The organism is uncultured Photobacterium sp. (assembly GCF_947502415.1).
Classification (GTDB): domain Bacteria; phylum Pseudomonadota; class Gammaproteobacteria; order Enterobacterales; family Vibrionaceae; genus Photobacterium.
In genome coordinates, this window is sequence record NZ_CANMZV010000003.1 from 194,506 (window position 1) to 217,442 (window position 22,937).

The 22,937-nt window shown below is 47.1% G+C and carries 21 protein-coding genes; 12 read left to right on the forward strand and 9 right to left on the reverse strand.

Annotated features, from left to right (window positions below):
* Positions 1 to 26: 26 nt before the first annotated feature.
* The 3 genes from dnaX to Q0852_RS05085 form a co-directional block, all read right to left on the reverse strand.
* Positions 27 to 2,237: a DNA polymerase III subunit gamma/tau gene (dnaX, locus tag Q0852_RS05075; protein ID WP_299014790.1), complete on the reverse strand. Its 2,211-nt coding sequence runs from the start codon at positions 2,235 to 2,237 to the stop codon at positions 27 to 29.
* Between the two features lie 115 nt (positions 2,238 to 2,352).
* The gene (gene apt / locus Q0852_RS05080; protein WP_299014793.1) at positions 2,353 to 2,898 is read right to left on the reverse strand and encodes an adenine phosphoribosyltransferase; all 546 of its coding nucleotides are present in this window, start codon (positions 2,896 to 2,898) and stop codon (positions 2,353 to 2,355) included.
* A gap of 182 nt (positions 2,899 to 3,080) precedes the next feature.
* On the reverse strand, positions 3,081 to 3,491 hold the full coding sequence (locus Q0852_RS05085) for a YbaN family protein (protein WP_299014795.1): 411 nt from the start codon (positions 3,489 to 3,491) through the stop codon (positions 3,081 to 3,083).
* Between the two features lie 407 nt (positions 3,492 to 3,898).
* Here Q0852_RS05085 and Q0852_RS05090 point away from each other — a divergent pair, with 407 nt between their 5' ends.
* Positions 3,899 to 4,264 carry a TraR/DksA C4-type zinc finger protein gene (locus Q0852_RS05090; RefSeq protein WP_299014798.1) on the forward strand — a complete coding sequence of 122 codons (366 nt, stop codon included), beginning with the start codon at positions 3,899 to 3,901 and terminating at the stop codon, positions 4,262 to 4,264.
* Positions 4,265 to 4,343: 79 nt separating this feature from the next.
* Here Q0852_RS05090 and Q0852_RS05095 read toward each other — a convergent pair whose 3' ends face one another.
* Together Q0852_RS05095 and Q0852_RS05100 are read right to left on the reverse strand one after the other, a co-directional pair.
* Positions 4,344 to 4,982: a DUF2057 domain-containing protein gene (locus Q0852_RS05095; RefSeq protein ID WP_299014801.1), complete on the reverse strand. Its 639-nt coding sequence runs from the start codon at positions 4,980 to 4,982 to the stop codon at positions 4,344 to 4,346.
* A 91-nt stretch (positions 4,983 to 5,073) separates the two neighbouring features.
* Complete coding sequence (locus Q0852_RS05100) at positions 5,074 to 6,033, reverse strand: porin (protein WP_299014804.1); 960 nt, start codon at positions 6,031 to 6,033, stop codon at positions 5,074 to 5,076.
* Between the two features lie 538 nt (positions 6,034 to 6,571).
* On the opposite strand from Q0852_RS05100, the gene dinG reads away from it, so the two are divergent.
* From dinG to Q0852_RS05140, 8 genes are all read left to right on the forward strand, one after another.
* On the forward strand, positions 6,572 to 8,650 hold the full coding sequence (dinG, locus tag Q0852_RS05105) for an ATP-dependent DNA helicase DinG (RefSeq protein WP_299014807.1): 2,079 nt from the start codon (positions 6,572 to 6,574) through the stop codon (positions 8,648 to 8,650).
* Positions 8,651 to 8,674: 24 nt separating this feature from the next.
* Positions 8,675 to 9,448 carry a TSUP family transporter gene (locus Q0852_RS05110; protein WP_299014810.1) on the forward strand — a complete coding sequence of 258 codons (774 nt, stop codon included), beginning with the start codon at positions 8,675 to 8,677 and terminating at the stop codon, positions 9,446 to 9,448.
* Between the two features lie 119 nt (positions 9,449 to 9,567).
* Positions 9,568 to 10,119, forward strand: a complete 552-nt coding sequence (gene priC / locus Q0852_RS05115) for a primosomal replication protein (RefSeq protein WP_299014981.1) — start codon at positions 9,568 to 9,570, stop codon at positions 10,117 to 10,119.
* Positions 10,120 to 10,122: 3 nt separating this feature from the next.
* Positions 10,123 to 11,058 carry a histone deacetylase gene (locus Q0852_RS05120; RefSeq protein ID WP_299014813.1) on the forward strand — a complete coding sequence of 312 codons (936 nt, stop codon included), beginning with the start codon at positions 10,123 to 10,125 and terminating at the stop codon, positions 11,056 to 11,058.
* Positions 11,059 to 11,139: 81 nt separating this feature from the next.
* The gene (gene rsmS / locus Q0852_RS05125) at positions 11,140 to 11,310 is read left to right on the forward strand and encodes a pleiotropic regulatory protein RsmS (protein WP_299014815.1); all 171 of its coding nucleotides are present in this window, start codon (positions 11,140 to 11,142) and stop codon (positions 11,308 to 11,310) included.
* A 373-nt stretch (positions 11,311 to 11,683) separates the two neighbouring features.
* A complete protein-coding gene (locus Q0852_RS05130; RefSeq protein WP_299014817.1) occupies positions 11,684 to 13,084 on the forward strand; it encodes a hypothetical protein in 1,401 nt (466 codons plus the stop codon).
* Positions 13,085 to 13,452: 368 nt separating this feature from the next.
* Positions 13,453 to 14,388 carry a CDF family Co(II)/Ni(II) efflux transporter DmeF gene (gene dmeF / locus Q0852_RS05135; RefSeq protein WP_299014983.1) on the forward strand — a complete coding sequence of 312 codons (936 nt, stop codon included), beginning with the start codon at positions 13,453 to 13,455 and terminating at the stop codon, positions 14,386 to 14,388.
* A 13-nt stretch (positions 14,389 to 14,401) separates the two neighbouring features.
* Positions 14,402 to 14,818 carry a MarR family winged helix-turn-helix transcriptional regulator gene (locus Q0852_RS05140; protein WP_299014820.1) on the forward strand — a complete coding sequence of 139 codons (417 nt, stop codon included), beginning with the start codon at positions 14,402 to 14,404 and terminating at the stop codon, positions 14,816 to 14,818.
* A 64-nt stretch (positions 14,819 to 14,882) separates the two neighbouring features.
* On the opposite strand, the gene Q0852_RS05145 is transcribed toward Q0852_RS05140, so the two are convergent.
* The 4 genes from Q0852_RS05145 to Q0852_RS05160 form a co-directional block, all read right to left on the reverse strand.
* Entirely contained in the window at positions 14,883 to 15,623 is a 741-nt protein-coding gene (locus Q0852_RS05145) for a glycerophosphoryl diester phosphodiesterase (protein WP_299014823.1), read from the reverse strand.
* The gene (locus Q0852_RS05150) at positions 15,620 to 16,126 is read right to left on the reverse strand and encodes an ACT domain-containing protein (protein WP_299014826.1); all 507 of its coding nucleotides are present in this window, start codon (positions 16,124 to 16,126) and stop codon (positions 15,620 to 15,622) included. Before Q0852_RS05150 ends, Q0852_RS05145 begins: the two co-directional genes overlap by 4 nt.
* 302 nt (positions 16,127 to 16,428) lie before the next feature.
* A complete protein-coding gene (locus Q0852_RS05155; protein ID WP_299014829.1) occupies positions 16,429 to 17,889 on the reverse strand; it encodes a methyl-accepting chemotaxis protein in 1,461 nt (486 codons plus the stop codon).
* Between the two features lie 317 nt (positions 17,890 to 18,206).
* On the reverse strand, positions 18,207 to 19,181 hold the full coding sequence (locus Q0852_RS05160) for a leukocidin family pore-forming toxin (RefSeq protein WP_299014832.1): 975 nt from the start codon (positions 19,179 to 19,181) through the stop codon (positions 18,207 to 18,209).
* 569 nt (positions 19,182 to 19,750) lie between these two features.
* Here Q0852_RS05160 and Q0852_RS05165 point away from each other — a divergent pair.
* From Q0852_RS05165 to Q0852_RS05175, 3 genes are all read left to right on the forward strand, one after another.
* Positions 19,751 to 20,902 (forward strand): aminotransferase class V-fold PLP-dependent enzyme, encoded by a 1,152-nt coding sequence (locus Q0852_RS05165; RefSeq protein WP_299014834.1) that lies wholly within the window; start codon positions 19,751 to 19,753, stop codon positions 20,900 to 20,902.
* A 62-nt stretch (positions 20,903 to 20,964) separates the two neighbouring features.
* Complete coding sequence (locus Q0852_RS05170; RefSeq protein WP_299014837.1) at positions 20,965 to 22,149, forward strand: double-cubane-cluster-containing anaerobic reductase; 1,185 nt, start codon at positions 20,965 to 20,967, stop codon at positions 22,147 to 22,149.
* A complete protein-coding gene (locus Q0852_RS05175; protein WP_299014840.1) occupies positions 22,146 to 22,931 on the forward strand; it encodes an acyl-CoA dehydratase activase in 786 nt (261 codons plus the stop codon). Before Q0852_RS05170 ends, Q0852_RS05175 begins: the two co-directional genes overlap by 4 nt.
* The last annotated feature ends 6 nt before the right edge of the window (positions 22,932 to 22,937 follow it).

The window sequence follows — 22,937 nt, forward strand, 5'->3', positions numbered from 1 at the left end:
TTTCTCTCTCTATTGGTCTGGTTAATCTATAAGGGTCTTACGCTCTCTTCATCCAATACCGCGGCAAACCGCTGGCAGATAAAGTTCACGTTCGGATCACTCAATAAACTCTGTTTTGCCTGATCCAGTTTCTGTTGATAAATCGCTTCTCGCCATTCAAGGGGCGATTGGCCTTTATCACTCAATTCAATTGTCAGCTCAACCGGACTTCCAAAAAGTTCGGACAGAGCCGGGACTAGCTGCTCGCGGGCCTTGGGCGTATCGAGATGCTTCTGCGCATGACGCAGAAATAACGTTACTTGCCCGCCGTTTTGTTCAAATGCCGAATTTAAAGCCAGCTGTTGAACCATACGCCCTACGTTTAGCTTAGTCACTAAATCGGACCAACTATCCTGATTTGCTGCTTCTTTGACAAGCAGTTTTGCCATCTCAGGCGTTTTTTCATGCTCCAGCGCCCGCTTTAGCGTAGCGGGTGCCACTTCCTGCTTCTCCTCGACAGGAACCGGGAGAGTTTGTGGTTTCCACTGATATTCTTCAACCGGTTTACTTTCCTGTCTGGCAGGTGTTTCCGGCGCTGGCATCGCTGTAGCCCCGGCGACCGGAGCAGGCTGACCGTGATGCTTGCTGGCAATCCGGTCTAGCACATTAGTTGCGACTTTTTTAGCTGGCGCCGATTCAGTCTTTTTTGCAGGAGATGATTCCCCGCTGCCACGCTTGTTGTGGCTACGCAATTTATTTCTGGCAGCCAGCAAACCGGAAGCCGCTGATGCTGGCTGAACCGGAGCCGCAGGCTGGGACGCAGGCGCACTTTGCGAAAGCAAATGCTGCTGCGGTTGCGATTCTGCCACATGGCCTGAAGGCATCTGCTGAGGCATACTCGGTGGCGCCGTCGGCATTGAGGATGCGTGCTGCTGAACATTACCCTGAGGGTGCTGAGCAGGCGGCACTGCCGGTGCAGGTTGCGAAATTGGCTCAGGAATCGATGCTGGCTGCTGAGGCATTTGCCCAGACTGAGGCTGGCCACCATGCATCTGGGCTTTCAGCGCCTGTACACGCTGCATTCCTTGCTGCCCCTGAGGAGCAACATTAGGAGCAGGCTGAACCGGCTGGCTAGCTGGTACCGCAACCGTTTGAGGCGTAATCCCCTGACCGGAAACCGGACGGAATGCCAGCATTCTTAGCAAGACCATCTCAAGTCCTATACGGCCATCCGGCGCATAGGCCAAATCGTGCCTTCCCTGCAAGGCTATCTGATAGCAAAGCTGCACATCTTGTGGTGAAAGCTGTTTGCTCAACGCCACTACTCGTTCAGCATCAGGCGAACTCTCATCTAACGAAGCAGGTAGAGCCTGATACATGGCAACGCGGTGCAGTTGGGCGGCAAGCTCACTTAAAAGGCTATCCCACTCAACACCAACACCCGCGAGCTCTTCAAGGCAAGCCATCGCTGGTTCTGCTTCACCTTTCGCCATCACTTCAAGCAAATACAGCGCTTGGTCAGTATTCAATGTTCCCAGCATTGCGGACACCGACTCGGCATGAACCTGGCCGTTACCCAACGCAATCGCCTGATCGGTCAGGCTAAGAGCATCACGCATACTGCCTTCGGCTGCCCTTGCCAGCATGCCCAATGCACGGGGCTCGAATTCAACCTGCTCCTGAGTCAGGACATTCTCCAGCTGGGACTGGATTTGGGTATTATCAAGGTGCTTCAAGTGCAACTGTAAGCAACGCGATAAAATCGTAACAGGTAGCTTTTGCGGATCCGTCGTTGCCAGAATGAACTTAACGTACTCCGGCGGCTCCTCAAGCGTTTTCAGCAAGGCATTAAAACTGTGACGAGACAACATGTGCACTTCGTCAATCAGGTATACCTTAAAGCGACCTCGGGCTGGCTTATACTGAACGTTATCAAGCAGCTCACGGGTATCTTCAACTTTTGTCCGTGATGCCGCATCAATCTCCAGCAGATCGACAAAGCGCCCTTCATCTATTTCACGGCAAGTTTCACACTGGCCGCATGGGGTTGCCGTAATGCCCTGCTCACAATTCAGCCCTTTAGCAAAAATACGGGCGATAGTGGTTTTACCCACCCCTCGGGTACCACTAAACAGATAGGCGTGATGAAGACGGTTGTGGGCAAGTGCATTAGACAGCGCTGTTAAGACATGCGACTGTCCTACCACATCCTCAAATTGGTGTGGTCGCCACTTCCGTGCCAGAACCTGATAACTCATGTTAACTAACCTTACAAAATCAAGAGCTCAATGCTAGCACAGGGAGAAAATTTGAGCGAGAGGGCGCCGCGATGAGCGCCCAATGATTCACCAGAAAGAAACTGGCTCAGGAGGATTAGTGACCCTCGAAGTCACAAATGCTGAAGATATTCAGGCCGATGCCTTTCAGGCGCTCTGCTCCGCCCAGTTCAGGCAGATTAATAACGAATGCCGCATCTTCAACGATACCGCCAAGACGGCGAACCAGTTTAGTTGTCGCTTCGATAGTACCGCCAGTTGCCAACAGATCATCAACAAGCAGAACCTTGTCCCCTTCTTCGATCGCATCAACATGAATTTCTAGCGTGTCCTGACCATATTCAAGCTCATAGCTTTCGCCAATCACTTCACGAGGTAGTTTACCCGGCTTACGAACAGGCACGAAACCAACGCCCAGCTCCAGCGCCAAAGGAGCACCAAACAGAAAGCCACGCGCTTCGGTTCCGATCACTTTGGTGATGCCTTTGTCCCGGAACTGTTCAAGCAGCACTTTCATCGTCAGGCTATACGCTGTTGGGTTTTCCATCAGGCTTGTCACATCGCGGAACAAAATGCCCGGCTTAGGATAATCTGGGATTGATTTGATGCTGCTCTTGATCAAAGCGAGGTTTTCTTGAGTCATAATCATTTTCCGTGCACCTTTCAGACAAGTGCTGTAGAGCTAATTAAAAAGCCTGCTGCGGTTAACTACTGGCAGCAGGCAAATAAAATCCAAAGGCAAATATTATTGATTTTCAGCACACGGAGCAACTAATAACCACGCAACTTTGTCGTGAATCAAAAGTTCATTTAAGTAAATTGTGGCTACTTACTGACAACTTGCTGATGTAATGGTTTACTTGGGTTTTCAACCACTGGCAGGCGATTAAACCAAATCAACAATAGTGAACCGATAACCAGCAACATAAATTTATGCCATAGCAAAGGCACTAAAAATAGTGACAGCAGGAAGCTGGCAACTATCGTGATATTTGCCCGACGTTTAACTGCCTGGGAGACGGCCCGGTTCTCATGCCAATTCCGTAAAACCGGACCAAAATGAGGGTGATGGTGCAGCCAGTGACTGAGGCGGGGAGAACCACGCATAAAGCAGGCACTTGCCAATAACAAGAAAGGGGTGGTCGGCAACAAAGGTAAAAAAACACCTAATATGCCCAAAACAATGGATAGCCAACCAACACTGAGCAGTAGCGCTCGCTTTACGAAGTCTTTCACATCCCCTCTCCTGCCGGTCGGGGCAGATACCAATAATACCAAACTGAATAAGCGTTATTGGTTCTACGACGCCAGCACTCCTAGCCAGGTCAAACTTGCTGGTAACGTTGGCAACGCAAGTGCAATCAGAAAACCAACAAAATATTTAAAATTATACGGGTCTTTAAATCCGTGTTCCATGGTACGCTTCCTTTATCGAGTTATTACTGCTGACTTAGGCTTTGCCTGGCCCTTCATTGGAATCAGTTCTTAAGCAGAATGACTATATCGGATTAGTAAACCGACAAAAACCGATGAAAATTGGGGTTATTCAACTAACTACCCTCTAAAGGTTTGATTCAAATCACAATCATTCGCGCAAACAGTCTTAGACTAAATTTATTCCAAATAAAGATAATATTAGAGATATGACAACGTCAGAAAAAACTTACCCGCATTTACAAGACCTGCTGGCTCAGGAGCACGACACCCTCGCAAAAGAACTTAGGTATGAGATGCAGCTCAATACGCTGGTGCCTTCAGCAAATGCTATCGAAAACGCAGACCTCAGCGAGCTCATCTCGATGGCAAAATCGTCGTTTATTCCAAATTTATTTGATTTGGCAGTACGAATGGAAAAAGTCGATGCCGCTGTCTGCTCGATAAAGCTCGGAATGTATGGCCTTTGCGTTGACTGTGAAGAGGAAATTGATTTTGAAGAGCTGCAAGCCGATCCGGCACAGCCTCGTTGCCGTTCATGCCGAGTTCACAGCCGCTACCATCATAACGGTTAACATGATTATTTAGCGGGACAAATCCATCATTGCCGGTTGCCCCGCCCGCTCCGAATTAACAGCTCAGGGCTATTAACAATCATAGAGCGTCTTGTGCTTTTACCCACTGCTGAAATGCTGCTTTTTCTTTAGCATTCGCCTTGCTATACCAAAGCTTCAATTGTGCAAGCGCATCACCGGTGATCTTCACTTCGCCTTGCTCAGTGACTTCTACCGCTGCTTTTTTCAGATCAACCGCATAGCCCAGCTCAAAAGTAATGCCATGCTTGCGGTTATAGTCAGCTACCAGACCTTCGATGTCTTTATGCGCGACAAAGCCTTTGCCATGAAGTGGTACGTAATCCAGAGTTCGTGTCGTACCATCTGCAAGCTCTAACTGCCACTGCGGGCCTCGATCAAAGTGCGCTTTCGCCTGCGACAAGTTATTTAGCCGAGGCAATACAATTGTTGATTCTTGCTCTGGCACTTCCAGCTCAAACAAGTAAGGGCGTGTGGTATGCATTTTTGTCTTAGAGCCGTTCTTCAGCTCGCCGTCAAAACGAACCACGACCTGATGCTTACCCGATGCTAATTCGACACTCTTGTTTGGCGACCAGAAAGTTGATTCAACTTTCTTACCGTTCACAGCCATTAGCTCAATATTATCTCCCATCGACAGCGTGGCTGCCTGCAGGCTCAATGGCAAAGCCATTAATCCGGCAAGTAAAATCTTTTTCATTTTCATCCTTAATTTATGTATTGAACCTGAACATAAAATAACAAAAAAGCCGCCCAAAGGCGGCTTTTTATATTCTCAGGTTAAATCAACCTTAGAATAGTACTTCCATACCAGCTACGTAACCGAACTCTGAGTTATCAGCATCAGTAGTACCGATTTCACCGTAAACTTTCACGTTGCTGTGCAGCTGCTGAGTCACGTTAGCGTAGAAAGTGTTGATATCTTCTGATTCTGGGCTTAGGTAAGTATAACCAGCGGCAAAAGTTGTCTTGCCCATGGTGTAAGAACCAGCAAGAGATGCAGTATCCATATCTACACTCTTAGATGAATCTGAAGCTAACGTGTATTCTACCTGACCGATAGAAGCCGCAAGAGAAATTGCACCCATGTTGTATTCGGCTTCTAGGTTGAAGCCTTCAATATCTAGAGCTTCTTTGATTTTTTCATCTGCAATGAAGTTAAGTTTCTCTGAAGCAACATCATCGCCAGAGTACAGGTATACACGTGCATCGAACTCACCGAAACGCGCACCTAGACGACCGTCAACGATAGTTGTGTCATCAGTGCCTTTCTTACCATCTTCTGTAAGCAGAGCAGAAACACCCGCGTAGAACTGACCGTTGTCGAATACGTACTTAACAGCCTGGTCACCGTTAGCCTGAACAAAGTCAAGACCGTCACCACCTAGCTCGATATCTTTACCGATACCTGCATCATCAGAAATTAGGTACTGACGACCGAATGTAAGTGTACCGAAGTCACCGCCGAAACCAACCCATAGCTCATCGCTAGTTACAGCTGATTTTTCGAATTCAAATGCAAGGCCTGCTAAAACGTTCATCTGCTCAGTTACAGCAACTGTAGTGTTTAGAGCCAGGTCACCGTCATCTAGTTTGATTTTTGCTTCGCTGTTTTCAGCGTAGCCTTGGTAATACTGAACTTCAGCTGCTGCTGAAAGGTCAACAAGAACGCCGTCTTGGTCGTATAGGTTAACACCTGCTTGTGCTGAACCTGCTGCTAGAACTGCTAGTGCTAGAAGAGTCTTTTTCATGATATCCACTGCCTTTTCTTATTTAGACTGGAATTCCTGTTTCGAGAATTCCTTTTCTTTATATCCCTTCGGCTCTCTATCCTTTTTCAACATAAAGAAAGATAAAAAATCAAAGGTAAGTAACTTGTGGCTTCATCCTGACAGAAATTTCATCTTGATGTCAAATAACCTAAAAAGCACATCAAAAAACCTCAAACACAATAATTATCAATAACTTATAAGGCAGAGAGAGCATTTATTGAACACCATTCATAGCAAACGAAGCAACTGACCGCTTATTTAATAAACGTAAATAACAAAACAAAAAACTCCAAAAATGTAAAAATAGTCCCAACTTACAGCATAAAACCCTGCCGAGTTACGGTTTATATAGTTAATCCCTTGTTTATAAACAGCTCATCGCCACCTCCCGGTTAGGTTCAATCTTATTTCGTGACCAAAATCTCATTTTATATATGAAATTATTCAGAACACGCTGACGCTCACATTTATCGGTTCGTGGTATACTGCCAGCCCCTGTCCTTACTATGTTTCAGTTATGCTACACAGCCATATAAAACGTGATATCAAACAATGCTATGAGAACCTGGGTCACCAGCTTGACAACTTCATTCCCAGACGAGCGCAAAACTATCTTGTGGCTGAAATCGCCAAAACCCTGGCGGGCGAATACCATCCAAAGCACCGGATGCTGGTTGCAGAAGCTGGAACAGGCATTGGCAAATCACTTTCATATCTGTTGGGCGGGATCCCGTTTGCTTTATTCAACAACAAAAAAATCCTGATCTCGACGGCAACCGTGGCGCTGCAAGAACAGCTAATCCACAAGGATTTACCTCTTTTCAATCAAATTTTTCCTAAAGAGTTTAGCTTTATCCTTGCAAAAGGAAGGCAACGCTATTGCTGCACCCACAAACTGGCAGCGTGCTGCAATAGCGACACAGATCAACAAGTTGCTCTTTGGGAAGAAAAACCTAAAAAGTCTGATTTAGATCTTTTGAAACGGATGCTTAAAGCCAGTGAAACTCAAAAATGGGACGGGGACCGTGACAGCTGGCCAACATCAATTCCAGACAGGGTGTGGCGACAAATCGTAGCAGACAAGCATAGCTGCCATGCCGGGCTTCCCAAGCATCGCAGTTGTCCATTTGCCAAAGCACGAGAGCACTTGGAAAAGGCCGACGTCATCGTCGCCAACCATGCGCTCCTGATGGCAGATATTGAGTTAGGCGGCGGCATTATTCTGCCTGAACCAGAGCAAACTATTTATATTATTGATGAGGCGCACCATTTACCTCAGGTCGCCCGTGATTTTTCAGCGGCCGCAGCCAGCCTTATCGGTGCGTCCAACTGGCTTGAAAAACTTAATCAGTCTGTCGCCAAACTGGCAGAGCTCGCTGACTATAAAAAATCGGGACGTTTTCAAACGAACCTAAGCGAAAGTATTACCCACCTGATCCCGTCACTGCGACAAATTGCCACCAATATAGATCCGGCACAATTCAGTCGGGACGGCATTTACCGCTTTGAGCATGGAGAACTACCGGCATGGCTTATTGAAGAAAGCAAAAGCTGTAAAGAAGCCAGTAAAAAAGCACTGCAGTCACTCGGGAAAATCCATGACTTAATCTCTGAGCGAATTAAGGACAATGAAATTGTCCCGCGTATGGGCGAACCGGCTCTTGCTGAATCCGGCTTTTATTTACAGCGATTGGAAAACCTTGAAAAAGTCTGGTCATTGATGGCCCAGCCTAACAAAGATAAAGGGGCCCCGCTGGCACGCTGGATCGAAAAAAATCCTGATCGTGAAGGTGACTATATTGTTGAGGTTTCACCACTTGAAGCCGGTTACCGGCTAGACCAGCAACTATGGAGCCGGGCGGCCGGTTCGATATTGGTTTCTGCCACCCTCAGGGCACTGAATAAATTTGATTACTTCTGCAAACAAGCAGGGATCTACGAAACGGACAGCACTCGTTTTCTTGCTCTGGCCTCACCTTTTGACTATCAAAACAATGCACGCTTGGTGATCCCGGCGATGCCACTGGAGCCTCAGGCCGACAAATTTACGGATTTGCTGATCAAAACCTTACCTGAATACCTTGAAGGCGAAAAATCCAGCCTGGTTCTGTTTTCTTCTTACTGGCAGATGAACAAAGTGGCTGATGAGCTACGGGCACAAGCCAAGCAAAATAAGTGGGAACTGCTAGTTCAGGGTGAAGAATCCAGAAACGCCACCCTAAAAAAACATAAAGAAAACTGTCAAAAAGGTAAAACCAGCATTTTATTCGGAACAGGTAGCTTTTCTGAAGGTCTTGATCTGCCAGGAGATTTACTCACCAACCTGATTATTACCAAAATACCGTTTGCAGTCCCGACCTCGCCGGTTGAAGAAGCACACGCCGAGTACATCGAGAGCCGGGGCGGTAATCCATTTCTGCAAATTTCGGTACCGGAAGCCAGTAAAAAACTGATCCAATCCGCCGGACGTTTACTGCGAAAAGAACAAGATTCTGGTAGAGTCGTGCTGCTTGACCGCAGGGTGATCAACCGCCGATACGGAAAGTCTTTGCTTGACTCGCTACCACCATTTAAACGCGTCATCGAATATCCTTAAACCCGACAACCAAGATAACGATTAATGATAGAAATGATTGAACCAAGTATGATGATCATACTTGGTCTTGTTGCTTTCGCTGCTGGATTTATTGATGCCGTTGCCGGCGGCGGGGGAATGCTCACCGTTCCGGCCCTGCTGTCACTTGGCTTGCCTCCGCATATCGCGCTGGGTACCAATAAACTTGCCGCAACATTCGCGTCCTCAACAGCTGCATGGACGTATTATAGAAAGCAGCTGTTTTCACCGTCATTCTGGCGCGCCTCATTTGCAGCCACACTCTTCGGCGCTATCGGTGGCACCCTGGTCGTTGATCTCATCAGTACGGCCTGGCTGGAAAAAGCCCTGCCACTGGTTATATTAGCGGTGGCGATTTACACAATCTGGCACCCGCATCCTAAAGGAAATTCATACAAGCTCCCGTCACGCTGTCGCAAGTTAACACAAAAGCAATGGCTGCAAGGTACCTCGCTCGGGTTTTATGATGGCCTGGCAGGTCCGGGGACTGGCGCATTCTGGACGGTTTCCAATATGGCCCTTTATCGGCTTGATATCCTGATGGCCTCAGGATTAGCCAAAGCCATGAACTTCACCAGCAACATGACTTCCCTTATTACCTTTGCCATCCTCGGGCATATTAATTTCGCCCTAGGGCTGACGATGGGCATATGCTTAATGATGGGTGCTTATATTGGTGCACATTCTGCCATTCGCTTCGGTGCCAAGTTTATTCGCCCGGTCTTTGTCACCGCCGTCATCGTGCTGGCTGTCAAGCTTGCCTGGCAAGCCTGGTTCTAATCGAGAGAAAGCTATGTTTGCGAGAGAGAAAGCTATGTCTGTGAAAAAGCTATGTTTGCAAAAGAGCAATGTCTACGAAAAAGCTGTATCTACGAGAAAGCAATGTCTGCGAGAGAGCAATGCCTGATCTAAAACGCCTGGAAAACATACTCGACCAACTGGCACAGCAAGCGGCTCAAACCGATCGCAAACGAGGTGAAGCTTCGCGCCCGCTATTCGATGAACAGCTCTTTTTTTGCCGAAGCAAGTTATTAACACCTTGCGTTGACGAAGTCCGAAATGAAATCAAAGCACTAAGAAACGAGCGCAAAGCCGGGAAATTACAGGCATCTCGTACCCAGCATATCTGCGAAAAAGTGATTGCCCAAATTCAGGCTATCCAGCGCGAACTGGCCACTCTGCAAATACGGCGTAATGAACCTCGACGCCAACAAAGCTGGCGTCGCCCTATCCATGAAATGTATCAGGATCTGGCGCAACATCAAGACTGGGAACGCAGACTGGCAGCGATGCAGCGAGATAAAGAAATGCTGCTAAATCGCTGTACGACATTGGCTGAGCAACAAAAACTGCAAAAAGAAGTGCTGGCTCTCGAAGGACGCCTGAATCGCTGCCGAACCGCCCTTGGCAAGATTGAAAAAGAAATCAGCCAAAGAGAGCGAAAAGGATAACTCATGCTACCTCTGGTTTATCATCCCATCTATTCTCAACTGGATTTACCGGCAGGTCACCGCTACCCCATTAGCAAATACCGCCGGCTATATCACTATCTGATTGACGAGCTGAACATTGAGAATCGGGCAGATATCACTGTCCACCAACCAGAGCCGATCAACGCAGGAGATCTCAAAACACTCCACCATCCGGACTATATTGATGCACTGTTTAGCAATACTCTCCCCATTGCCAAAATGCGCCGGATTGGTTTCCCCTGGAGTCAGCAGCTCATCAAACGTACTCTGATTTCCACCGCCGGAACCCGGCTGGCCGTCGATCTTGCTTTCCAACATAAAATCGGTATCCACTTAAGTGGCGGCTACCACCATGCCCATCATGATTTCGGCAGTGGCTTTTGTCTGATCAACGATCTGGCCTTTGCCGCCAGGCACGCCCTAACGCTCAACGGGGTAGAGAAAGTCATGATCATCGACTGTGATGTCCACCAAGGTGACGGGACCGCAACGCTTCTTGCCCAAGACAAAGATATCATCACCTTCTCGGTACATTGTGATAAGAACTTTCCGGCTAGAAAGCCCGAATCCGATATCGATCTTGCACTAGCAAAAGAAACGCAAACCGATGAGTACCTTGAAGCATTTAAAGCTATCCTGAATATTGCCCTGGCCCAGCACCAGCCTGACTTCATCATTTATGATGCCGGTGTTGATATACATAAAGATGATGAGCTCGGCTATTTCGATGTCTCCATCGATGGCATTTTCAAGCGGGATCAGCTGGTTCTCAGCCTCTGCGAGCAAAATGAAATCCACGTAGCAGCAGTTGTTGGAGGCGGTTATCGACAAGACCACCAGCAACTGGTCGAATTACACGCCCAGTTACTCCACGCTGCTATCGCGGTTTATCAACCCAATCGTGCATTCAGGCTATGACGCTGCCTGCAAGCAATATATGCTAAGCTCGCTTACGTTATTACGTAAAAAACAGCCCGACTTACAGTGAACAAGATCATTATGACAACACAAAACACAAAATCGCCTCTTGATGATGCTCCAGAAGAAATCAAACTGGCCGTAGATCTAATTTACCTGCTTGAAAGTAACGAAATATCACCAGAAGTTGCATTATCAGCCCTAGAGATTGTGACTCAGGATTTCAAGGCCAAACTGAATAAAGACAAGTAACCCCGCCTTAATTAAACAGTTATCTTCACGGTTTCCTGCAGCAGTTTATCTATCTCAAACTGCTGCACAGTACCTTGTGCTTATTCACTCATAAATACTCTTTTCATATTTCCTTGTACTCTATCATTAATAAAAAGCCCCAATAATCACAAATTCATCAACAACCAAAACCGTCAAAAAAACGTCTTTACGCTCAATAAAGCGCCAATTAAATATCCATTTTTCTTTCGCTGAAAAAATTAACCATAATATTGTTTTGTGCGATTTAACTTCGGATGAAATATATCTAGAATACTTCCGGCGTATATTATTATTAGAGCGCTAACTGCTTTAACAAATTTTAATTGTTTAATTCCACAATCAAGGAGTCCTCATGAAGAGGGAATTTAAAATAGCAGCACTTGCTGCAGCTGTTGCACTGTCAGGGTGTGCATCTGATTCTGCGTCGACAACGGCTCAACCTTTAGAAACAAACCAAGCTCAGGAACAAGTTGCCAATCAGATTGGTAATGTTAAGCAATCAATTGATTTAGCAGAAAAAAAACTTGAAGAAACCACTCAAAGTAAACTTGATTGGTATGCAACACTTCAAGTCCGTGATGCAAAAAATGCACTGGCTGAAGCAAAAGAATATTATGCAGAATATGCACAAGACCCAAGCCAAGCTAACAGCAGCAGCGGTTTCTTCAGTTCAACAACAAATATTGAAGCAACAGAAGAAAGCATTGCTTTATTTAATTCTCATTTAAATAAAGCGGAAGCTATTCGTTCTGAAGTAAAAACAGTATTAGAAGAAGCACTTAGCTACCGTGCCCAATTAAATAAAATTGACGCTATTAAATATTACCCAACAACCGCTAAGCAATTAGAGAAACGAATTAAAACTCTTGTTGACTACGTTGCTGATGAAAATGCAGAAAGAGCCATCAGTGGCCAGCCAGAGCTGGTACGTAAGCAGCGCGCCCTGGAAGTCCGCACAGTTACACGTATCTATCTGTATGATGCGCAAACGGAGCTTAATCGCCTGAAAACAGCTCGTATTAGTATGCATGCACCTGAAACGCTGGCTCAAGGTGCTGCAGCAGTAAAAGCCGCAGAAGCCTTTATTGCAGCAGAACCACGTGCAACCGCTCAGATTATCGATAAAGCCGACGAAGCGATGTTCTCTCTAAATCATGCGCAACAAGTCGCTAACGTCGTGAAAAAACTGAAGGCTATGCCTGAAAAAGACTATGAGCGTCATGTCCTGAGCTTCGAGAAAATTTTACTTAACGTTTCTCTGGCACTAGGTTCAGAAGATGTGCGTGACCAGCCAATCAGCCAGCAGGGCAAACACATTGTCGACTTCATCAAAACCAATCAGCAAGGTGAACAAGAGTCTGCTATTGCTCAACAAAAGCTACGTAGCAAATTGGGTGATGAAAAAGCACGTACCGCTATGCTTGAAAAGAAAGTAGCTGAACTATCAGCCAAGCTTCACACAGCCCAACAAGCGCCAGCCGTACTACCAGTACAGCCTGCAGCTCCAGTGAAAACAGCAACGGTTGCTGCTGCGCCAGTTGCGACTCAGGCGACTGTTCCAACAATCGCTCCTGAACCAGCGACAGTTGAACAACCAGCGACAGTTGAACAACCAGCAGTAGCTGAACAGCCAGCAGTAACTGAACAACCAACAGTAGCTGAACAGCCAACAATGGTTAAACAGCCTGCTGCAATTGCACAGCCAGTAGAGGCAACAACAGAAGCCGCTACAGCCCCTGCGGTACAAGGCTAATTACACCTTTAAAGCCTAACTATTTAATTGAGCGCCTTCCTCTCATAGGGAAGGCGCTTTTTTCTGTTTCATTCTTAAAACGAAATCCAATACACATTGCCATTCATGAGTAAAAATAACTCACTTCAAATGAAAGCATAGGGCCTTCCCCCTTCTCCGCAACAGCAAATAATTGCATTCCACAAGGCAAGCCATCTCTCGGTGAAACAGCCTGCTATTCAAAGAATGGAAAAAACGACCATAGGGTGATAACGCTTTGTTGAAATTACCTTGATCTTCAAACTATATGATGAAAGTATACTTTGAAAGCCAAGCTATAATAAATTCAAACTACTTTAATACGGAGCAGCAAGGTGCATTCACAATCATTGAAACAATGGCAGCATTCCCATGATTTCGTGTCTATCAACCCAAACGGGGAAAAACATACGTTCTGGGTATTATGGCTGACTGTCATTACTATGGTCGCCGAAATTACTGCCGGGACCTTATTCGGTTCAATGGCTTTACTGGCTGATGGCTGGCACATGGGCACCCATGCAGCAGCGTTTCTGATCACCATTTTTGCCTACCGCTATGCCCGCAAGCACACCAATAACAAGGCCTTTTCCTTTGGTACCGGCAAGGTCAGCGTGCTGGGCGGCTTCACCAGTGCCATCGCCCTCGGACTGGTAGCCTTGATAATGATGGTTGAATCCATCCAGCGGCTGTTCTCCCCCGAGACTATCCATTTCAATGAAGCCATCATGGTTGCAGTCATCGGCCTTATCGTTAACGTAGTCAGTGTTTTCCTGCTTAAAGACGAGCACCATCACGATCATGGACACGGACACGGACACGGACACGGACACGGACATGATCACCACCATCATCATGACCACAATCTGAAAGCCGCCTATTTCCACGTACTCGCAGATGCCCTTACTTCTCTGCTGGCTATAGTAGCCCTTCTTTTCGGCAAATATTACGGATTCAACTGGCTCGATGCCGTTATGGGGATTGTAGGTGCTGTCATCATTACTCGCTGGGCTTGGGGACTAATGAAACAAACCAGCCCAATTTTGCTGGACAGCAATATCGATGATGATTATCAGCAGCAAATCATCGAAGCACTTGAAATCGGCACAGATAACAAAATCAGTGATATCCATATTTGGAAGGTCAGTGCTAACCACTATGCCGCTATGATTTCACTGGTTAGCCATGAACCGAAACCCGTAAAGGATTACAAGCAATTACTGGTAAAATTCGATAAACTCAACCACCTGACCATTGAAGTAAACAGGTGTCAGGACGCACACTGACAACGGATTTTTAATGAAAGAGATTGAACAGTTAAACCACACGATCATTGAGTTTTACGAAAAACTTTCTTCCTGGGAGCAGTCTGTCGTCAGGGACAAAGGCTTTACCCTGCCTCAGGTTCACATCGTTGAAATTCTCGGTGTGCACGGTGCCATGCGAATGAAAGACCTGGCTGACAAAATCGGTGTTACAACCGGAACCTTAACTGTTCAGGTCGATAAAATGGTCAACTCAGACCTGATCCTGCGCCGTCCACATGAGTCTGACCGCCGCTCAATCCTGGTAGAGCTAACAGACAAAGGGCATGAGATGTACCAGGAACACGACAACCTGCACCTTGCCCTGACTCATGATATTACCGCTAAACTTGACGACACAGAGCGCCGTAATCTGCTGAGTTACCTGCAGAAAATGAACCATGAGTTCTAACCACGTTTTCTTCCAACAAAAAACGCAGGCTGAAACCTGCGTTTTTTTAATTGATTGAAGTTATTCAGCTTTGCTTGTATTTCGAAGGAAAGCGGTGAGCAATATCCGTAAACACTCCATCGACTCCCCAATTAAAGAGCTGGTTGGCACGAGCCAGATCGTTCACTGTATACACATTGATTTGGTAACCTGCCGCTTTAAAACGTTCGACCATTTCCTGCGTTAGATTATGATCTTCAGGATGGATATATTCCGCTTCACAAGCTTGCAGCACGGATTCCCAATCCTCTCCGAGGGTCGCACTTTCGAACAAACAGGCAACCTTTGTTTGCGGGCGTCGGTGCTTAAACTCAGCCAAAGCTAAATGGTTAAAGCTTGATACAATCAGCTCCCGCCCCGAGTCCAGTTTCTCCAGTCCGACAATCACGTTTGTCAGCAATTTATCGGTCATCCCCCAGCCTGCGGTACATGACTTTATTTCAACATTGATATTCATCTGATGCTTATTAACCAATTCAATCAACTGGTCAAAGGTCGGGATCGGCTCACCAATAAAATCATCATGAAACCAGCTCCCCGCGTCGATACCGGCCAGGTCTGCTTTATTAATTTGATACAAACTGCCACTGAGATCAGTACAGCGATCCAGTGTATCGTCATGGGATACCACTACAGTGCCATCAGCCAGGATGTCCACATCACACTCAATCCACTTGATACCGTGTTGCTGGCATAACGAAAACGCTGCCAGCGTATTTTCCGGTGCAATTGCAGACATCCCCCGGTGGGCAAATACTTTCTTCATTCAACCACACTAACCCGCATATCTTCTTCCACCTGCTGCATGGCATCCAGCAACTGATCCACATTAACTTCCTCAGGCACATCCACTAACAACTCGGCGATAAACAACGTCTTGCCAAGATCAGGGACACCAATCCTGTGGTTTTCGATTTTAACAATATCAATACCGATATCATCAAGGACATTGGTCAGGTCATTAACCAGCCCTGAACGATCGTTTGACTCAACTTTCAGCTTAAGCTGTTCAAATTTAGCCAGCGGCACAGGCTGGGGTACATCTATAATCCGCGCATTCAACTCAGGAAAGCGATTAAACTCATCCTTCAGCTGCTGCGCAGCTTCCACGGGTATATCAACTTTGATAATACCCACAATCTGGTTATCCAGACGGTTAATTTTACTGATTAGCCACTTACCACCTAATTGATGGGTTTTCGCAGCAAGCTGGTTAATTAATTGAGGGTGATCCTGACCCGCAATGGTAATTGTCAACTGAGTATTCATAAGCCGTTCCCTCTGTAAATACATCATGTATTAACGCATTGTAACCAGAAGAAAAATACAGGTTACCTATTGAGACTAGCAAGCAACCCGATATTGTGCAGTGACTCAGTTCATACTAACCACGCATAAAAAATCACACTTATGTGCTCAGTTTGCATATCACTGGCTTCCAAAAACCAATAAAAACCATAACGCCAGATACAAAAATGCCAGCCATTTTCATTGGCTGGCATTCTCTTTTTCTATCCGAATAACCTCAAGATACTGATCCAAAAAGAATATATTCGTTATAACAACTTTACTTAACTGGCAGTACGGTATTTTTCCAGGATATGCCCCAAAGACTGAGCTGCAGCCGAGAGTTCCTGCACCCCCGCCACTGACTGCTCAGTTGCAGAGCGGAGTACACTAGACTGATTACGAATATCATGCAGCTCAGAAGCAATATCATTCGCTACAGCTGTTTGCTGCTCCGCTGCTGTCGCAATCTGAGTACTCATATCCATCACCTGCTTGGCCGACTCGGCAATGTAATTCACATCACTACCAATTTCAGTGATCACCTCACGGCTCTGGTAAGCCTGCTCAAGTGTCTCTGCGGTGATCTGCGAGATCCCGTTAGTTTCAGCCTGAAGCTTGTCGATCATCGCCTGAATTTCTACCGTTGCCTGCTGGGTACGTCCGGCCAAAGTACGAACTTCATCAGCTACCACAGCAAAACCTCGTCCCTGCTCTCCGGCACGTGCCGCTTCAATTGCAGCATTCAATGCCAGTAGGTTAGTCTGCTCAGAAATCGCATTAATCGTCGTGATCACTTCATTGATCGCGGTCGCTTTCTCATTCAGGCTGCTCACCGTTGCTGACGCGGCATCCGTCTGCTCTGACAGCTTGGTTATCACCACAATGGCATTCTGCACTTTCTCGTTGCTCTGCTGGATTTTGACTGAATCCTGATCTGACTGATCCGATGCTTGTACCGCAATACCGGCAATATCTTTGGCCGATGCCGTCATCTCTTCCATTGCTGTTGCAACAGAATCCAAAGACACATACTGCTGGCTGATCTGCTGTTCGGAATTTTGTGCCTCCTGGCCAAATGTCGATGCTGTGCCCTGCAACGTCGCCGAGCTGCCCTTAACCGTTTCAACCAGCTCACTAATCGTATCCATCGTACGATCCAGCTCGAAACCAATCATTCCAAACTCGTCACGGCCAACATGGAAACCAAGGCGGGAAGTCAAATCACCCTCAGCAATACGGCTTGTCGCCTGGTGCATCACCCATAAGGCACCACCTAAGAAAGTCGCAAGCCAATAGCAAAGCAGGCCCATCGGAGCCAAAAGCAATAAGGAATAAATAAAGTGAGAGAAGGCTTGTGATTTAGCTTCGGCTTCCGCCTCGCCTACAGACTGAGTCAGCACGGCATAACCTTGGCCTGACATTGGTACCGCCACGGTCAAGACATCATTCTGACGTGACGCTCTTACGACATCCGTGACCAAACGGATATTCTGCTGCGCTAAAACCTGCGCTTGAGCATCATTACTTAACCCTGACGCCTGAATGGTATTTACCGCAGTCGTTACCTGTGCTTCAGCCCGCATCATAGATGCGGCCTCAACACGTTCCAGTGCAGAATAATAGTGGCTACCGGATACACCAACAACAATAGCGGTTATCGCTAAAAACAATAGCCAGAATTTGTCATTAACAGACATTTTGACGAACAGACGATCGATTGTCCTGAACTCAACTTCTCTCATCTTATTTCCATGTAAAAAGCCTAAAAACAGCATGTTAACAGTAACCTTGTAATTATTGTGATGCATGACCGAGGTTTTAGTGACAGAGAAAACAATAATTTCAAGGAATATCGACTGGGATCACAAATACGCCACAGCCATTATGAATCACTGTTAATAAGTAAAACCCGTGTTAACAGGAAAATGAGATAAATCAGAAGGTAATTAATGGAAGGTAAAGCAAGGGATCAGATAATAATATGCGGCCTTAAGCAGAAGCATGGCCGCATAAATAACTAGAACAAATTTCCAGCGGAACAAAGATTAGCGATAAACCCTTAGTACGGATTTACAGCTAACTTATCCCAATCAATTGTGAAGCGAACCTGTGCCTCGGTATAATGGCTCTCTGTACCATAGTCAGACCACGTACAAGCACCGCGAGTAAAACCTTCTTCAACCTGCTTCATGCCAGCACGGACAATCATCTCCGTTTTAGGCTCAGTGCCCTGTTCGATCTCAGGTGTAAACACATACTGGAACTTCGGCTTAAATCCGTAAATCAAGCGCGGAAGGTTTTCTTCCGGCAGCAAGTTCTCGTTATAACAATCCGTGTAATGGTAAACACCAGCCCATTTGCCATAGTACTGATAGTCGTTTGTGTATAACTGATTTAACGATGTCGTCCACTTCACACCTGTACCGCGTGTCATGCCTACCGAAGGTTTTACAGCCGTAACATAATCTTTGCTTGAATAGCGCGAGGTATATGCCACACCCAACTGACTTCCCAGCGTACCGGTAAAGTTTGGTGCCGCACCCGGTGTAGCCGTTGCAGTCAAACCAATTGATGGCGCAACGGTAGTTGTTGATACAGAAACATCATTAGTTTCATTTTGCGGAGAGTAGTCATCACCGAAAATTGGTGTACCACCGGCCTGGTAGATGCTGTAGTCAAACGCAACTGGATAATTTTGCGTAAAACGGGCAAGCAATGGCGCATCATGGATCAGCTCGACACCTGGTTTGCCTGGCACATAACCACTACCTAGGGTCACTACACGCGCAGCTTTTTTCCCGTTGTTTGAATTGTGGAACAGCTCAACCAGCAATTTCATTTGCACCCGGCTGCCACGGAAAGCATACGGGAAAAGTTCAGGCTCGCTTTCGAACTTAACCTCAAAACTCTTCTTTACGTACCCGTTCAAACTAACGTCGTCAACAATAATGCTCTCAACAACCTCAGAGGCTGAAACAGACGCTGTCGCTGCTGAAAAGCCCAAAATAACAGGCATCAATATTTTTTTATTCATTATTCATCCGTCCTATGGGAACAGTCCCAGAACCTAACAGCTTGATTAAAATGCATCAATACAGGCACGAACAGGACAGACCAGTATAAATACAGCTGAAAAATACAGCTACAAACACCCCCCTAAACACCCAGAGAAATAACGGCAGGACTCACCATACCCGCAAGGGATAATCAAAAAAACAAAAGCCCTTTGAGATACAGTGAGGCGATACATTGCACAGATCGTCCAAATGAGAATAATTGTCAAAAACTTGATCTTGCTCTGATAATTATATCAATATACTCATGATGCATGCTCACTCTTTAAACAATTAAAATAATGCCAGCACAAACAAACTCCTTCCTCAATATTGTTACTGCACCCACCAAAGCGCAACAACTACGACACATTTGCGACAAATGTAGCAACAATCAGTAATCGCTATCTACGAACAATCAAAGATATGCGACTAGGCTCACTGACATTTACTTTCTAAATCAAGACTATAATCGGCGCGCCCTGAATCAGGCCGCGCTTTTCTGCCTTGCAGAAAAGGTATTCGGTATTGGATAAGAGATGTTGTAACCATGATTTACCTTGATCACGCAGCCACCAGTAACCCTAAGCCCGCCTCCGTTGTTGATGCAATGACCCATTTCATCAGCCATGGTTGCGCAAATCCCGGACGGGCCAGCCACCCGTTGGCCAATGACGGTGCCCGACTGATCTTTCAAACACGGGAAAGACTGCTCAGTTTTTTCCATGCAGAAGATTCTTCGCAAGTTATTTTCACCAGCAATATTACAGAATCACTGAACCTAGCACTCAAAGGGTTACTAAAAGCCGGAGACGAAGTGATCGTCAGCAGCATGGAACACAACGCCATGATGCGCCCGCTGCGCCAACTGGAGCAAAACGGCATCACAGTTACGGGCATTCCCTGCGACTCTGAAACCGGGCTGATCGATGTCAAAGACATTGCTGCCGCCATAACACCGGCAACAAAACTGATAGCAATCAACCATGGCTCCAACACGTTTGGCACCCTACAGCCAATTGCAGATATCGGCAGGTTTTGCCGGGAGCAAAACCGTCTGTTTCTGGTCGATACCGCCCAGACAGCCGGTTCCATTCCAATAGATATGAACGCTGCCAATATCGACTTTCTTGCTTTCACCGGCCACAAAGGACTGCTTGGCCCTATGGGGATCGGTGGCCTGCTCTTAAATTCACGAGCACAAGAAGCTGGCCTGACGCCGCTCATTACCGGCGGCACCGGCAGTAATTCAGAATTGGAAATCCAACCGGACTTTCTGCCTGACGCACTTGAAAGCGGGACTCCTAATCTGCCCGGCATTGCCGGTTTAAATGCTGGTATCAGCTGGCTGGAAGAACAAGGTGTGGAATCTGTCCGTCAACATGAGCAGCAACTGACAAAACAGCTGCTTGAAGGGCTAAATACCATCCCCGGCGTAAAACTATTCGGCCCGACAGCTGAAATGCCGCGTGTCGGTGTGGTTTCACTGATTATCGAAGGCAAGGACAACGGTGAAATCGATGAAATGCTGGCCTATGACCACGAAATTTACTGTCGCACCGGACTGCACTGCTCACCTGCTTCACACAAGACCATGGGTACCTTCCCTGACGGCACAATCCGCCTGAGTGTCGGCGCATTTACAACAGCCGATGACATTAGTCAGGTTATCACTGTGATCGAGCAAATCGCTTCACATTAATCATTAAAAGTTTGGTGACTGGCACCAACTTTCATAATTCATATAAGAAACAAAGGAATGCAATGATGGCAATGAGCAATACCGCGGTACAACCACCACATCCTCAAAGCCCCGACACTTCAGCTCTCGACTATTTCAAAAGCGCCATCTCCGATGAGATCCGCTATGTTTCGGAGCAAAAGGCCGCAGGACGTGGCATTGTCGGCTTCTATTGTGAATTCACTCCGCGCGATCTGATCCTCGCTGCCGATGCGGTGCCTATCTGCCTGTGCGGCACCAGCCAGAATACCATCAGTCATGCCGAAACTCTGTTACCTGCCAACCTGTGTCCGATGATCAAATCGTCTTTCGGCTATGCCCTGACAGGCGGCTGCCCGCTGCTCAATGATTCCGACCTGCTAGTTGCGGAAACCACCTGCGACGGCAAAAAGAAAATGTATGAAGTTCTTTCGCGTGACAAAAACATGCATGTGCTTGAGCTAACCCAAAAGCCGAACGAAGAGCGTGCTTTCAAACATTGGCTGGCTGAAGTGGAAGAGCTGAAGGAAAAACTGGAACAAACCTTCCAGATCAAAATCACCGAACAGAAATTACGTGATGCGATCAAAGCCATGAACGAAGAACGCCGCCTGATCCTGGCTATCCAGAAACTGGGTAAGCACAAACCTTCGATCGTTTCCGGTTATGAAGTTGCCCAGACACGTTATCGTGTTGCCGGATACGACCAGCATCAGGAGCAGATGAAAAACTTCCTGACCATGGCACAAGAACGAATCAATCAGGGTTATCAAGCTGCCCCTGTTCACGCACCTCGCATCCTGCTGACCGGCTGTCCTACCGGACATGGCACAGAAAAGCTAATTGAGATTATCGAAGAGTGCGGCGGTGTTGTCGTTGTTCAGGAAGCCTGCTCCGGTATCAAAGGCGTCTATGAAGAAGTCTCCGAACAGGGTGATCCACTGGAAGCCATCGCTCGCAAGCACTTCAATATCCCCTGCTCCTGCATGACACCGAACCAAAAACGAGAGGAGATGCTGCGCACTCTAGCCCGAGATTATCAAGCCAATGCTGTTATCGACTTGGTATGGCAGGCCTGCCACACCTACAACGTTGAATCTGTCCTGATCCATGATTTCGTACGCAATGAGCTGGGACTGCCGTACATGAAAGTTGAAACCGATTATTCAAGCTCGGACCGTGAACAGCTCAAGGTCCGCGTACAAACCCTGTTGGAGCTAACCCAATGATCACATGTGGCGTCGATATCGGCTCAAGAACCATCAAACTCGTTCTCTTTGATGGCAAGAACATCCTTGATTCTGCCGTTACCTTAAGTGGCTCCGCGCCGCAGGAAAATACCGAGCGAACGTACCTTGAAATGCTTGCCGCCAATCATATGACCCGATCAGACGTCGCAATGACGATTGCCACCGGTTACGGGCGGAACTATTTCGAGCTGGCCGATAAAGCCTCGTCGGAAATCATCTGTCATACTGCCGGGGTGGCCTTCCTTTGTCCGAACGTCAGAACAATTATTGATATCGGCGGGCAGGACTCCAAAGTCGTACAGGTATCCGAACAGGGTAAAGTGGCCGACTTTGTCATGAATGATCGCTGCGCCGCCGGAACCGGTAAGTTTATCGAAATGGTGGCTCACACCCTGAATATGCCTGTCGAAGAAATCGGCCAGGCGGCATTGTCCTGCGATGAGATCTGCGAGATCTCATCCATGTGCGCCGTCTTTGCCGAATCCGAAGTCATCGGCCTGTTGCACCGTGGCATTCCAGCCGAGGTAATTCTACGCGGCGTATTCCGCTCGGTTGCCAAACGCGTCGTCTCACTCGGGCGTAAAGTGGGATTCCATGGCCAGATTGTCTTTACCGGCGGGGTGGCACAAAATCCCGGCGTACTGGAAGCCATCCGTACCCAAGTCGGTGATCCAACCATTACAACGCCCCGCAACCCGCAACTGACCGGAGCTTTGGGCGCAGCGATTATTGGCCAGCAGACCGTATCGCAAAATCAGTAACAGGAA

Excerpts from the sequence above, each read along its gene's own strand:
- Q0852_RS05110 (WP_299014810.1), top strand. The coding sequence starts at position 8,675 with ATGATAGAAATGATTGAACCAAGTATGATGATCATACTTGGTCTTGTT.
- Q0852_RS05140 (WP_299014820.1), top strand. The coding sequence starts at position 14,402 with ATGAAAGAGATTGAACAGTTAAACCACACGATCATTGAGTTTTACGAA.
- Q0852_RS05155 (WP_299014829.1), bottom strand. The coding sequence starts at position 17,889 with ATGAGAGAAGTTGAGTTCAGGACAATCGATCGTCTGTTCGTCAAAATG.
- dinG (WP_299014807.1), top strand. The coding sequence starts at position 6,572 with ATGCTACACAGCCATATAAAACGTGATATCAAACAATGCTATGAGAAC.
- Q0852_RS05170 (WP_299014837.1), top strand. The coding sequence starts at position 20,965 with ATGATGGCAATGAGCAATACCGCGGTACAACCACCACATCCTCAAAGC.
- Q0852_RS05145 (WP_299014823.1), bottom strand. The coding sequence starts at position 15,623 with ATGAAGAAAGTATTTGCCCACCGGGGGATGTCTGCAATTGCACCGGAA.
- Q0852_RS05160 (WP_299014832.1), bottom strand. The coding sequence starts at position 19,181 with ATGAATAAAAAAATATTGATGCCTGTTATTTTGGGCTTTTCAGCAGCG.
- Q0852_RS05150 (WP_299014826.1), bottom strand. The coding sequence starts at position 16,126 with ATGAATACTCAGTTGACAATTACCATTGCGGGTCAGGATCACCCTCAA.
- Q0852_RS05090 (WP_299014798.1), top strand. The coding sequence starts at position 3,899 with ATGACAACGTCAGAAAAAACTTACCCGCATTTACAAGACCTGCTGGCT.
- dnaX (WP_299014790.1), bottom strand. The coding sequence starts at position 2,237 with ATGAGTTATCAGGTTCTGGCACGGAAGTGGCGACCACACCAATTTGAG.
- priC (WP_299014981.1), top strand. The coding sequence starts at position 9,568 with ATGCCTGATCTAAAACGCCTGGAAAACATACTCGACCAACTGGCACAG.
- Q0852_RS05175 (WP_299014840.1), top strand. The coding sequence starts at position 22,146 with ATGATCACATGTGGCGTCGATATCGGCTCAAGAACCATCAAACTCGTT.
- Q0852_RS05165 (WP_299014834.1), top strand. The coding sequence starts at position 19,751 with ATGATTTACCTTGATCACGCAGCCACCAGTAACCCTAAGCCCGCCTCC.
- apt (WP_299014793.1), bottom strand. The coding sequence starts at position 2,898 with ATGACTCAAGAAAACCTCGCTTTGATCAAGAGCAGCATCAAATCAATC.
- Q0852_RS05120 (WP_299014813.1), top strand. The coding sequence starts at position 10,123 with ATGCTACCTCTGGTTTATCATCCCATCTATTCTCAACTGGATTTACCG.
- Q0852_RS05095 (WP_299014801.1), bottom strand. The coding sequence starts at position 4,982 with ATGAAAAAGATTTTACTTGCCGGATTAATGGCTTTGCCATTGAGCCTG.
- Q0852_RS05100 (WP_299014804.1), bottom strand. The coding sequence starts at position 6,033 with ATGAAAAAGACTCTTCTAGCACTAGCAGTTCTAGCAGCAGGTTCAGCA.
- rsmS (WP_299014815.1), top strand. The coding sequence starts at position 11,140 with ATGACAACACAAAACACAAAATCGCCTCTTGATGATGCTCCAGAAGAA.
- Q0852_RS05130 (WP_299014817.1), top strand. The coding sequence starts at position 11,684 with ATGAAGAGGGAATTTAAAATAGCAGCACTTGCTGCAGCTGTTGCACTG.